This is a genomic window from Quisquiliibacterium sp. (genome assembly GCF_982640115.1).
Genome location: NZ_CEXFHW010000127.1, coordinates 1 through 11,646 on the forward strand (window position 1 = coordinate 1; position 11,646 = coordinate 11,646).

Consider the following 11,646-nt stretch of genomic DNA (forward strand, 5'->3'; position numbering starts at 1 on the left):
CTGGGCGCCGTGCACGGCAACGAGACCTGCGGCACCACCGCCATCCGACGGGTGCTTGCCGAAATCGCCGCAGGCACCCTGCCGGTGGCGCGCGGTTCGCTCACCCTGGTGCCGGTGGCCAATCCGGTGGCCTTTGCCCGCAGGCACCGCGAGGGCGATCGCAACCTCAATCGCGACTTCCGCGAGGTGGTCTCGCCCGAGACCGCCGAGGACCGCATCGCCAACCAGCTTGCGCCGCTGCTGGCCGCCCACGATGTCCTGCTCGACCTGCACTCCTTCGCCTCGCAGGGCGAGGCCTTCGTGTTCATCGGGCCGTCCAACAACACCGATGAGCTCGAGCCCTTCGCCCAGGCCGCGCGCGAGGAGGCGCTGGCCGCGGTGCTCGGCCCACGGCGTGTGGTGCATGGCTGGATGTCGGCCTTCGCCGCCGGCGTGATCGCGCGCAAGGCTCGCGGCACCACCGGCACCGCCATCAATGACAGCGTGGCCTATGGCGTGGGCACCACCGAGTACATGCGCTCGCGCGGCGGCTGCGCGGTCACGCTCGAGTGCGGCAACCACGCCGACCCGCAGGCGCCCGAGGTGGCCTATCAGGCCATCCACCGCACGCTCGCGCACCTGGGCCTCGTCGACCAGCCGGCGCCAGCCAGCAGCGGGCCCAAGGAGGTGATCGAGCTGCACCAGGTGCATGACCGCCGCCAGCCCGAAGACACCCTCTCCCGGGCCTGGCGCTCCTTCGACCGCGTGGGTGCCGGCGAACCGATCGGTCGCCGCGCCGACGGCGAAGTGATCGCCGCGCCAGCCGACGGCTACGTGGTGTTCCCCAATCCCAACGCGCTGCCCGGCCGGGAATGGTTCTACTTCGCGCGGCACAGCGCGCGCGCGGTGCCATGAAGATTCTCTCGGCCCTCGCGGGACTGGCGCTGCTGCTGGCCGGCAGCCTCATCGCGGCGCCGGCGCAAGCGGCCTTCCCCGATCGGCCGGTGCGCATCATCATCGGATTTCCCGCGGGCGGCCCGCTCGACGGCCACGCCCGGCTGCTCGCAGAACGGCTGCAGCAGTCCCTTGGCCAGCCGATCGTCATCGACTACAAGCCCGGAGCTGGCGGTGCGATCGGCGCCGAGTTCGTCGCTCGCGCGACCCCCGATGGCCACACCCTGCTGCTGGCCAACACCGGCGTGATGGTGATCAACCCGGCGCTCTATCCCCGCCTGCCCTACACGATGCTGCGCGACCTGATCCCGGTGGCGCGCACCGCCCAGCAGCCACTCGCCCTGGTGGTTCACCCCTCGGTGCCCGCCCGCGACCTCAGCGAGTTCATCGCCCTGGCGCGCGGGCAGCCCGGGCGCCTGAACTACGCCTCGGCCGGCAATGGCGGCATCTCGCATCTGGTGCCCGAGATGTTCAAGCAGGCCACCGGCATCTTCATGGTCCACCTGCCGTACCGGGGCAGCGCGCCGGCCTTCGCCGATGTGCTCGCCGGGCATGCGCAGTTCATGGCGGAATCCGTGCCGCAGGTGACAGCCTATGTGCGCCAGGGCAAGGTGCGGGCCCTGGGGGTCACCAGCCGCGAGCGCAGCCCCGCGCTGCCCGAGGTGCCCACGCTGATCGAGTCCGGCCTGAAGGACTTCGAGGTGGTGGGCTTCTACGGCCTGCTCGCTCCCGCCGGCACGCCGCCGGAGACGCTTGCCCGAGTGGCCCAGGCCCTGCAGCAGACGCTCGACAGCCCGGAGGTGCGATCGCGAATGATGCAGCAGGGCGCCGAGCCGGCCTTCCTCGGGCCCGAGGCCTTCGGCCGCTTCCTGCGTGCCGAGCTGCCGCGCTGGGAACGCGCCGTGAAGGCTTCCGGCGCGCGTCTGGACTGATCGCCATGCAGGAACCCCAGGAACGGGCTTTCGAGGGCCGCAGCGGCTTTCAGGAGGCGGTGCTGTCGGTGCTGGCCCTGGCACGCCGCGAGATCTGGCTGCTCGACCCCGATTTCTCGAGCTGGCCGATCCACGATGCCACCGGTGCCCGCGCCCTGCAAAGCGCGCTGGCACGCGGAGCAAGGCTGAAACTGCTGGTGGGCAACCCCGACTTCCTTCACCGGCAGGCCGATCGCTTCCTGCGCCTGCAGCGCCTGCACAGCGCCCGGATCCAGGTCAGGGTCTTTCCTGAATCGCTGCTGCTCGAGGAGTCGGTCCTGCTGGCCGACGATCAGCACCTGGTGCGCAAGCCGCACCGCGACAGCCGGATGGGCCGCCTGGTGATTGCCATGCCCAGCGCCACCGACGGCCAGCGCAAGCGGCTCGGGGCCATCTGGGATGAGTCCGGTGACGCCTTGCCGGCCACCACGCTCGGGCTCTAGCCGCGATTGCGCCGGCAAAGTGTGGCCTGATCCGCACAGTCATGGTGCGGATCAGGGTGATTTTCATCACGCTTGCGCGACCCGCTGATACAATCGGCGGCTGACTTGGATCGGTCTGCATCACCGTCGCGTCGCTGCCAGTCTCACTGGCGCCCTTCGGCGTGTCACGGCAGATCGCTCCCGAGTTCCTTCTGCAGCTGTTTCCTCCAATAACCATTTCCCTTCCCAGCACAAGGATCCTGTCATGAACAAGTCGCTTCTCGTTGCCTCGCTGATCGCCGTCGCCGTCGCCGCTTGCGGCAAGAAGGAAGAGCCGGCCCCCGCCCCCGCGCCGGCCCCGGCTGCTGCCCCGGCCCCCGCCCCGGCCCCGGCCCCGGCCGAAGCGCCCAAGACCGACGCTGCGCCGGCCGACGCCGCCAAGGATGCGGCCAAGGACGCCGCCAAAGACGAAGCCAAGAAGTAATTCGGCTTCCCCTGAAAAAAGCCGGCCGCGAGCCGGCTTTTTTCTTGCCTGCACGCGGCAACGCGCAACGCAGGCTCAGACCTCGGTCCAGTCGATGCCGCTGTCCTGGTCGGCGACGCGAATGTCTTCGGGGCGGGCGCCCGCCCAGGCAGGCGCCAGGGCGCTTCGGGCGAGTTCCGGCCGGTTGTTGCTGCGGCTGAGGTGGGCAGCCACCACCGTGCGCAGGCGGCTCTGGTCGAGGGCGCCGAGCAACTGCGCAGCGGCGCCGTTCTCGAGGTGCCCGTACGGACCGGCGATGCGCCGCTTCAGCGACCAGGGATAGTCGCTGGCGGCCAGCAGCCCGGCGTCGTGATTGCACTCGAGCACCAGCGCATCCAGCCGGCTCATGGCGCGCACCACATGGGCAGTCACGCAGCCGAGATCGGTGAGCACCCCCAGCCGGGCCTGCCCGTCGTCGATGACGAACTGAACCGGCTCCCGGGCATCGTGCGGCACCGGCACCGGCTCGATGCGCAGACCGGCCACCTCCAGCACCTGATGCGCATCGAGGCACTGCAACCGCAGGCCGGCGGGCGGCTGCGGCAGACCTGCGAGCGCTGTCCCGGTGGTCATGTGCAGCGGCGCGTCAGCGGCCACCGCCACGCGGGCCGCCCCGCCGATGTGGTCGCTGTGCTCATGGGTGACGAAGACCGCGTCGATCTGCTCGATGGCCAGACCCAGGCCCGCCAGACGCCGGCGTGCCTCGCGCACGCCGAAGCCGCAGTCGATGAGAATCCGGGTGGGCGACGCGCCACCGGCCTCGACCAGCAGCGCGTTGCCCTCGCTGCCGCTGCCCAGGCTGGCGAAACGCACCGCGGGCGCGCCCGAACCCGACCGGCGCTACTGCAGCTGTTCGCGCAGCAACGCGAGGATCTTGCTGGCGGTTTGCCGATCGTTCTCGGCGCGGGGCGGCTGACCATCACGCAGCTGCACGCCGACCATCGACGCCTCGCCCTGGGCCTGCACGCGGATGCGGTACTGCTGCGCCGACGTGGGCCGGCTGTCGCCGAACTTGAAGGTGCGCGCAAACCAGCCCTGTCCGCTGGAGTTCTTCGCCTCGACCTCGGGGTCGATGTAGCGCACGAAGTAGACCCCCTGTGAGCGATCGCGGTCCTCGACGGTGAAAGCGCCGCGGTCCAGGGCGAGCCCCACCTGCCGCCAGGCGCGATCGAAGGGTGCGGCCACCTGCAGTCGCTGCTCATCGCCGCTGCCCACGAGCACGGCACGCGAGGCTGCCGCCGGCACGGCGCTGGCGCCGGCGGCACCCGCAGGGGACGGCGCTGCGGCGGGCGCTGCAGCCACCTGCTGGCGCGCACGCTGCTGGTCGGCGCCGAGCTTGACCATCAGGCGGCTGAGGAACTCGGCCTCGAGTTCGGGGTCGCTGGGGCGCGGCGTCCAGACCGTGGAGGAGCGCTGGGTATCCTTGTAGATCTCGACCAGACCGCGGTGGGTGATGAAGATCTCGGTGGCGCCCGACCCGGTGCTCTCCAGGCGGGTGCGGAACTTGTCGCGCTCGCCGGTGGAGTAGAGGCTGTCGAACACCTTGCCCAGGGTGTTGCGGATGAAGTCCTGCGAGAGCTTGGCACGGTTCTCGGCCCAGTCTGTCTCGAGGATGCCCACCTCCGGCATCTCGCTCTGGATGATGAAGCCGCTTTCCTGCCAGAACTCGCGCACCAGCGGATAGACCCGCTCGGGCGGCAGGTTCACGCTCAGCCAGCGCCGGTTGCCGGCGCGCTCCACCCGCACGCCGTCGGCGGCGGGCAGCACGCGCGGGCCCTCGGCGGTGCGCTCCGGACGGGCGCTCTGGAAGCCGGACAGGGTCTGGGGCTGGCCGCGCGACGGGATCGCGAATCGGTCATCGGAGCGCGGGCTGACCAGGTCAGGCGGCACCTCGAGGTTGGGCAGCTTGGCAGCCGAGCGGTAGTCGATCCGGGTGGCATTGTCGAGCGCCGAACAGCCGGCGAGCGCCAGTGCCGCCACCCACAGCGCCAGGCGGACAAGCGGCTTCACTGCATCACCCCGCTGACCTGGAGCGCCTGGCGCACCACCGGCTGCAGCCCCGCCGACAGCGGCGTAAGCGGCAGACGGATGCCCGCCGGCATGCGGCCCATCTCGGCCAGGGCCCATTTCACGGGAATGGGGTTGGCTTCGACGAAAAGCTTCATGTGCAGCGCCATGAGCTGTCGGTTGATGGCGCGCGCGGCAGCGAAGTCTCCGGCGAGCGCAGCCGCACACAGCCGGGCCATGGGGCCGGGCGCGACATTGGCGGTGACGGAGATGACGCCGTGCCCCCCCACCGCCATGAGTGCGAGGGCCGAGTCGTCGTTGCCGCTGTAGACCGCAAACGGCTCGGGCAGGCGGGCAAGCAGGTCAGCAGCCCGGGGCATGTCGCCGGTGGCGTCCTTCAGGCCGACGATGCCCGGCACCTGCGCCAGGCGCAGGATGGTGTCGTTGGAGAGATCGGCCACGGTGCGACCGGGCACGTTGTAGAGGATCTGCGGCAGGTCGACCGCCTCGGCCACCGCACGGAAGTGCCGGTACATGCCCTCCTGGGTGGGGCGGTTGTAATAGGGCACCACCTGCAGGGTGGCCGCAGCGCCCACGCTCGCCGAGTAGCGGGTGAGCTCGACCGCCTCGCGCGTGGAATTGCCGCCGGCGCCGGCAATCACGGGCACCCGGCCCGCACATTGCTCGACCGCCACGCGGATGAGCTCGTGATGCTCGTCGACATCGACCGTGGGCGACTCGCCGGTGGTGCCCACCGCCACGATGGCGGCGGTGCCTTCGGCGATGTGCCAGTCGATCAGCTTGCGGTAGCTGGCAAGGTCGAGGCTGCCGTCCTCGTGCATCGGGGTCACGATGGCGACGATGCTTCCAGTGATCATGGTGTCGGTCCGCGAGGAGTGGCCGGTCAGGCCAAACCCCGATTCTAGCCGAGGCCGGCGCCGGAACCGCCGCGGCCCCCTCACCCGATCGGGAAGCGCTCGGGGTCGAAGGGCGGACGCACTGCCGCCACCCGCTGCACCAGGGCGCCGGTGCCACGCGCAAGCCAGCCGCTCTCGTAGGCGAGCACGACGAGCCCGCTGCGCTCGCACAGCGCGAAGAGCTCGCCGGGCCGCAGCAGGAAATCGGGATTGCGCGGACGCCCGTAGCGCTCGTTGCCCTGCGCGAAGGTCTCGTAGACCAGAAGGCCGCCCGGTGCGAGACAGGCCGGCAGCAGATCGAGCCGTGGCCGGAACAGGTAGTTGGCCACCAGGATGGCATCCCAGGCCGACAGGGGAGCGAGCGCGGCCGGCCAGGGCGCGCCCTCGAGATCGGCCTGCACCCGATCCGCGCCAGCGGGCAGGCCCGCGAGCGCCTGGGCATCACGGTCGACGCCGGTGACCCGCGCGCCCCGGGCAAGCGCCGCCGACACATGGCGACCTTCGCCGCAGGCGAGGTCGAGCACACGCGCGCCGGGGGGCAGCGCCGCCATCCATCGGGCCAGCCAGGGACTTGGCGTGCCCTGGGACGGGTGGTGGTGGGATACTGCGATCACTGACGACATGGACGCCTCCGAGCCACACCGGCATGGCCTTGCCACAGTCTAGCGAAACCGATCCCCGCCCTGCCCTCGCCTGGCGGGCGCGGCTCGCGCTCGCCTTCTGGCCGCTGGGCGTGCTCGCCGCCTGCGCCGGCATGATCGCCGTGACCCATGCCCTGGGCGCACTGCCCGGTCTGCTGCTGCCCTGGGCGGCGCTCGCCGCGCTGGCGCTGGCGGCAGCCGCTGCAGCGCTCGCCCTGGTCTTCGATGCCCGGCACCAGCGGCGGCTCGCCCGCGCCCTGCAGGAATCGCGCGTCACGATCGATCGTCACCAGATGGCCGAGAGCCTCGCCCACTCGGGCACCTGGACGCTCGAACGGCTGACCGCCGCGGAGACCAGCGCCGCGCTCACCTGGAGTCCGGGCTGCTTCCGGGTCTGCGAGTGGCCCGAGGGCAGCCCGGAGCCGACCCTCGCGGCCTTCGTGGCCCTCATCCACCGCGACGACCGTGAGCGCTGGCAGGAGATCCACCGCCGCGCCATGCGCTACGGCGGAGAGGCGCGCATCGAGTACCGATTCCTGGGCCACGACCGCAGCCGCGCCGGCAATCCGGTCTGGATCCGCTCGATCGCCCGGGCCGAGCGCGGGCCGGGCGGCGAGATCAGCCGCCTGGGCGGCGTGGTGCAGGACATCACCGCCATCCGGGCCATCCAGCGGCGCCTGGCCTCCAGCGAGGCGAAGTTCCGCGAGCTCACCCTGCTCAGCTCGGACTGGGTCTGGGAGTCCGACAGCCAGTTCCGCTGGTCGTATCTCGCCGAGGGCGCGGGCATGGCCCTGGGGCCCTGGCGCCAGGCGCTGATCGGCCGCGCGCTCTGGGAGCCGCCCCCCGGACCGCGGGCCTTCGAGCAGCCCGACTGGCAGCGCCTGCGGGAACGCCTCGAGTCGCACGCCGCGATCGAGGACTTCGAGTACCCCATGATCGATCCGGGCGGTCAGGTGCGCTTCGTGGCAATCAGCGGCCGCCCGATCGTCTCGGTGGCGGGGCAGTTCATCGGCTACCGCGGCATCGGTCGCGACATCACCCACGAGAAGCAGCAGCGGCTGCTGCTGCGCCTGGAGAGCGAGGTTTCGGCACTGGTGCGCGAGCAGGACGACCCCGAGCGGGCGGTCACCGACACGCTGGCGCGGCTGTGCACCCTGATGGGCTGGATCGGCGGCGTGCACCTGCGCCGGCAGGCGGGCGACGATGCCACACCCGCGGTGCCCGGCGAATGCTGGGGCAGCCGCGCGTTCGAACAGATGGTGCAGGAGTTCCCCGACACCCTGGTCCTGAGCGGCGCCGAGACCGAGCCCGGCCCCTGGGACAGCACCCAGGCCCGCTGGGTGGGCGATCTTTCCCAGGAGCCGCTGCTCGCGCGGCTCTTTCAGGCCGAGCGGCTCGGGGCGCGCGCCATGCTGCTGGTGCCGGTGCTGCAGGAGGGCGGGCGCGTGGGGTCGCTGCTTGCCTGCCTGTCGGCCGCGCCACTGCAGGCGGGCCGCTTCCTCGAGCAGACCGCGGCGATCGTGTCGAGCAACCTGTCGCTGTACCTGCAGCGCAAGGCGGCCGAGCGGCGGCTCACCCACCAGTCGCTGCATGATGCGCTCACCGGCCTGCCCAACCGGGTGTCCATCGGCGAGCTGCTGCAGGCCCGCATCGCCCAGGGCGAGCCCACGGCCCTGCTCTACATCGACCTCGACCGCTACAAGATCATCAACGACACCCTCGGCCACACCGTGGGCGACCAGGTGCTGATCGAGGTCGCGCAGCGCCTGCGCGACGCGATCCGCGGGCAGGATGTGGCCGGCCGCATGGGCGGCGACGAATTCGTCATCCTGCTGTCGCGGCTATCGGATCGCGCCGAGATCGAGCGCATCGCGCGGCGGGTGCTGTCAGCGGTCGAGAAACCCTTCGTGCTGTCCAACCGCGCCTACTTCCTGTCGGCGAGCATCGGCGTGGCCATCCACCCCGACGACGGCGCCGACGCCGCCCTGCTGATCAAGTGCGCCGACAGCGCCATGTACCGCGTGAAGTCGGAGGGCCGAAACGACATCCGCTTCTTCACCGGGGCAATGTCCGACGAGCGCAGCGAGCAGCTGCAGCTCGCCGCCGAGCTGCCCCTGGCCATGCAGCGTGGCGAGGTCGACCTGCACTACCAGCCCATCCTCGATGTGAGTGACCGGCGGGTGGCCGGCTTCGAGGCCCTGCTGCGCTGGCAGCATCCCACGCTCGGCCTGCTGCGGCCCGAGCGCTTCCTGCCGGCCGCCGAGCAGAGCAACCTGATCCGCGAGATCGGGCTGTGGGCGCTGCGCCGTGCCATCGACGACCGACTGGAAATCGGGCTGCAGGCCCATCCCGATGCGGTGGTCTCGGTGAATGTCTCGGCCCGCCAGTTCACCGAGGAGGGCTTTCTCGGCTCGCTCAACAAGATGATGAACGAGCGCGGTCTGCCGCCACGGCTGCTGCAGCTCGAGCTCACCGAGAGCGCGTTCATCGAGCGGCCCGAACGCACGGTGGCCGTGATGTCCGAGCTGCGTCGGCTCGGGGTGCGGGTGATCATCGACAACTTCGGCACCGGCTACGCCTCGCTCGCCTACCTGAAGGACCTGCCCGTCGATGGCCTGAAGATCGACCAGGGATTCCTGCGTGGCCTGCCCCAGGACCGCGGCAATTCGGCGATCGTGCAGGCGATCAGCACGCTGGGAGCCCGGCTCGGCCTGCAGATTCTCGCCGAAGGCGTGGAAACCGCCGACGAACTCAATGCCCTGCGCGCGTTCCAGTGCGATCGCATGCAGGGCACGCTGATCGCCGAGCCCATGCCTTTCGGCCGGCTGAGCGGCTTTATGGCCACGCTGCCCGAAGTGCGCCGCATGCATCTGGTACGCGAGGGCGGTGCACCGCCAGCCTGAGCGCAAGCCGGCCGTCTGCCGGAACGCAGCCGCGCTGCCGGCCCGAGCGCAACCCGAGCGCCGACCACCGCTGCGCCGGGCGGTCGGGCCGTATCGGAATCAGCGCGGCGTTGCGGCCGCGGCCAGCGACTCGAACTGCGCGACGGTACGCTCGATCTCGGCCAGCACCGACCACATCAGGGCGTCGGCCGGCCGCTGCTCGGCGATCATGGCCTCGCGGTAGGCACCGATCAGCGCCCGGTAGTACCAGAGCATGCCCTCGCGGCCACCATTGAAGCGCGCCCAGAGCTGCTCGCCGATGCGGCGGTAGTCGGCCAGGATGGCGCGGGCGTTATGCAGCTTGTCGCACATCGACACCAGGCGCACCGGCGCGGGCGCCGCCCGCAGATGCGCCACATAGGCGTCCTTGCGGGACTGCCACAGCGCGCGGTTGCCGTTCTCGCGGTCTTTCTCGGTCTGCGACTCGGCATCGGAGCAGCCGACCACGATCGCCAGCACCGCCGCACCGAAGCGCTCGGCGATCTCGCGCTTCATGCCCTCGGGGTCGTCGCCCGAACGGTCCTCGATGGCATCGTGCAGCAGCGCGCCGATCGCCTCGTCTTCGGTGCCGCCATGCTCCATGACCAGGGCGGCCACGGAGATGAGGTGCGACACATACGGCAGATCGGTGCCCTTGCGCAGGTGCCCCAGGTGCACGGTGTGGGCCCAGGCCATGGCCTGGCCGAATCGCTCGGTGTAGACCCGCGGCGCGCTCATGTCGCGCTGCCCTGGTAGGCCAGACCCATGGCCTGACGCACATCGCGCATGGTCTCGGACGCCACCTTGCGGGCCCGCTCGCAGCCGTCGGCCATGATGTCGCGCACCAGCGCCGGGTTGTCGAGGTAGGGCTGGGCGCGTTCATGGAAGGCCTGCTGCTCGCGCAGCACGGCATCGATCACCGGCTGCTTGCATTCCAGGCAGCCGATGCCGGCGCTGCGGCAGCCCGCGGCAGCCCACTCGCGGGTGTCGGCCGGCGAGTAGACCTGGTGCAGCTGCCACACCGGGCAACGCTCGGGCTCGCCGGCATCGGTGCGCCGCACCCGCGCCGGGTCGGTGGGCATGGTGCGGATCTTGCGCGTGACCGAGGCCGGGTCCTCGCGCATGGCGATCGCGTTGCCGTAGCTCTTGCTCATCTTCTGGCCGTCCACGCCGGGCATGCGGGAAGCCTCGGTGAGCAGGGCCTGGGGCTCGGAAAGGATCATGCGGCGGCTGCCCTCGAGCCAGCCGGAGAGCCGCTCGCGATCATCCTGGCCGAGGCTGGCTGCCGCCTGCAGCAGCGCCCGTCCCTCGTCGAGCGCGGCAGCATCGCCCTGCTCCTGGTAGCGGGTACGCAGCGCCTGGTAGGTCTTGCCGGCCTTGCCGCCGAGCTTGCGGATGGCGGCCTCGACCTTCTCCTGCAGGCCGGGCTCGCGGCCGAAGAGGTGGTTGAAGCGGCGCGCCACCTCGCGGGTGAGCTCCACATGCGGCACCTGGTCCTCGCCCACCGGCACCCAGGCCGCGCGATAGACCAGGATGTCGGCCGACTGCAGCAGCGGATAGCCGAGGAAGCCATAGGTGGCCAGATCGCGATCGGCGAGCTTTTCCTGCTGGTCCTTGTAGGTGGGCACCCGTTCCAGCCAGCCCAGCGGCGTGCACATCGACAGCAGCAGGTGCAGTTCGGCATGCTCGGGCACGCGGCTCTGGATGAACAGCGTGGAGCGGGCCGGATCGACGCCGGCGGCGAGCCAGTCGATGACCATGTCCCAGACGCTGGCCTCGATCACCTCGGGCGAGTCGTAGTGGGTGGTGAGCGCGTGCCAGTCGGCCACGAAGAAGTAGCAGGGATGCTCGGCCTGCAGGCGGACCCAGTTCTTCAGGGCGCCGTGGTAGTGGCCCAGGTGCAGCGCGCCGGTGGGGCGCATGCCGGAGACGACCAGTTCGGGAAACATGGCTGGATGGGCGCGACGGTGTGGCCGGCGCGTCAGGGGGAAGACCCATCGATGATAGCAAGGCGGGTTGCGGGCGAGCCCGCCCGCGCGCTCAGTCGGCGGCGGCCAGTTCGATGCGGCCATCCACCGCGCCGCAGCCGATGCGAGTGACCATCGGTTGCTCGCCGGTCATGTCGACCACCGTGGTGGGCACCAGGCCCTGGCCGCCGGCATCGATCACCGCCTCGATGCGCTTGCCCAGCCGATCAAGGATCTCGTCGGCCTCGTGCAGCGGATCGTCGTCGCCCGGCAGGATGAGGCTGGTGCCCAGCACCGGTCCGCCCAGGGCCTCGAGCAGGCCGGCGATCACCGGGCTATCGGGC

General features: G+C 71.1%; 12 protein-coding genes. 5 read left to right on the forward strand and 7 right to left on the reverse strand.

Annotated elements, in window-relative coordinates:
* The 4 genes from AC2H6A_RS13685 to AC2H6A_RS13700 all read left to right on the forward strand — a co-directional run.
* A partial coding sequence (locus tag AC2H6A_RS13685; protein WP_484274153.1) for a M14 family metallopeptidase occupies positions 1-894 on the forward strand: 894 nt, incomplete at its 5' end.
* Positions 891-1,865, forward strand: a complete 975-nt coding sequence (locus AC2H6A_RS13690; protein ID WP_484274154.1) for a Bug family tripartite tricarboxylate transporter substrate binding protein — start codon at positions 891-893, stop codon at positions 1,863-1,865. The genes AC2H6A_RS13685 and AC2H6A_RS13690, both read left to right, overlap by 4 nt.
* A 5-nt stretch (positions 1,866-1,870) precedes the next feature.
* Positions 1,871-2,347: a DUF7931 domain-containing protein gene (locus tag AC2H6A_RS13695; RefSeq protein ID WP_484274155.1), complete on the forward strand. Its 477-nt coding sequence runs from the start codon at positions 1,871-1,873 to the stop codon at positions 2,345-2,347.
* Positions 2,348-2,591: 244 nt separating this feature from the next.
* On the forward strand, positions 2,592-2,810 hold the full coding sequence (locus AC2H6A_RS13700) for a hypothetical protein (RefSeq protein ID WP_484274156.1): 219 nt from the start codon (positions 2,592-2,594) through the stop codon (positions 2,808-2,810).
* Positions 2,811-2,885: 75 nt separating this feature from the next.
* On the opposite strand, the gene AC2H6A_RS13705 is transcribed toward AC2H6A_RS13700, so the two are convergent.
* The 4 genes from AC2H6A_RS13705 to AC2H6A_RS13720 form a co-directional block, all read right to left on the reverse strand.
* Positions 2,886-3,662 carry an MBL fold metallo-hydrolase gene (locus AC2H6A_RS13705; protein ID WP_484274157.1) on the reverse strand — a complete coding sequence of 259 codons (777 nt, stop codon included), beginning with the start codon at positions 3,660-3,662 and terminating at the stop codon, positions 2,886-2,888.
* Positions 3,663-3,689: 27 nt separating this feature from the next.
* A complete protein-coding gene (gene bamC / locus AC2H6A_RS13710; RefSeq protein ID WP_484274158.1) occupies positions 3,690-4,859 on the reverse strand; it encodes an outer membrane protein assembly factor BamC in 1,170 nt (389 codons plus the stop codon).
* Entirely contained in the window at positions 4,856-5,734 is an 879-nt protein-coding gene (gene dapA / locus AC2H6A_RS13715; protein WP_484274159.1) for a 4-hydroxy-tetrahydrodipicolinate synthase, read from the reverse strand. Before dapA ends, bamC begins: the two co-directional genes overlap by 4 nt.
* Before the next feature lie 80 nt (positions 5,735-5,814).
* Positions 5,815-6,396, reverse strand: coding sequence for a class I SAM-dependent methyltransferase (locus AC2H6A_RS13720; RefSeq protein WP_484274160.1), 582 nt, complete (start codon positions 6,394-6,396; stop codon positions 5,815-5,817).
* A gap of 23 nt (positions 6,397-6,419) precedes the next feature.
* Between AC2H6A_RS13720 and AC2H6A_RS13725 the strand changes: the two genes are divergently transcribed.
* Positions 6,420-9,317 carry a bifunctional diguanylate cyclase/phosphodiesterase gene (locus tag AC2H6A_RS13725; RefSeq protein ID WP_484274161.1) on the forward strand — a complete coding sequence of 966 codons (2,898 nt, stop codon included), beginning with the start codon at positions 6,420-6,422 and terminating at the stop codon, positions 9,315-9,317.
* Positions 9,318-9,416: 99 nt separating this feature from the next.
* On the opposite strand, the gene AC2H6A_RS13730 is transcribed toward AC2H6A_RS13725, so the two are convergent.
* The 3 genes from AC2H6A_RS13730 to AC2H6A_RS13740 form a co-directional block, all read right to left on the reverse strand.
* Positions 9,417-10,073: an HD domain-containing protein gene (locus AC2H6A_RS13730; protein WP_484274162.1), complete on the reverse strand. Its 657-nt coding sequence runs from the start codon at positions 10,071-10,073 to the stop codon at positions 9,417-9,419.
* On the reverse strand, positions 10,070-11,284 hold the full coding sequence (locus AC2H6A_RS13735) for a tryptophan--tRNA ligase (RefSeq protein WP_484274163.1): 1,215 nt from the start codon (positions 11,282-11,284) through the stop codon (positions 10,070-10,072). Before AC2H6A_RS13735 ends, AC2H6A_RS13730 begins: the two co-directional genes overlap by 4 nt.
* A 91-nt stretch (positions 11,285-11,375) precedes the next feature.
* On the reverse strand, positions 11,376-11,646 hold a 271-nt coding region (locus tag AC2H6A_RS13740; protein WP_484274164.1), incomplete at its 5' end, for a Sua5/YciO/YrdC/YwlC family protein.

Coding starts and splice junctions, on each gene's coding strand:
- AC2H6A_RS13690 (WP_484274154.1), top strand. CDS start 891: ATGAAGATTCTCTCGGCCCTCGCGGGACTGGCGCTGCTGCTGGCCGGC.
- AC2H6A_RS13695 (WP_484274155.1), top strand. CDS start 1,871: ATGCAGGAACCCCAGGAACGGGCTTTCGAGGGCCGCAGCGGCTTTCAG.
- AC2H6A_RS13700 (WP_484274156.1), top strand. CDS start 2,592: ATGAACAAGTCGCTTCTCGTTGCCTCGCTGATCGCCGTCGCCGTCGCC.
- dapA (WP_484274159.1), bottom strand. CDS start 5,734: ATGATCACTGGAAGCATCGTCGCCATCGTGACCCCGATGCACGAGGAC.
- AC2H6A_RS13720 (WP_484274160.1), bottom strand. CDS start 6,396: ATGTCGTCAGTGATCGCAGTATCCCACCACCACCCGTCCCAGGGCACG.
- AC2H6A_RS13725 (WP_484274161.1), top strand. CDS start 6,420: ATGGCCTTGCCACAGTCTAGCGAAACCGATCCCCGCCCTGCCCTCGCC.
- AC2H6A_RS13730 (WP_484274162.1), bottom strand. CDS start 10,073: ATGAGCGCGCCGCGGGTCTACACCGAGCGATTCGGCCAGGCCATGGCC.
- AC2H6A_RS13735 (WP_484274163.1), bottom strand. CDS start 11,284: ATGTTTCCCGAACTGGTCGTCTCCGGCATGCGCCCCACCGGCGCGCTG.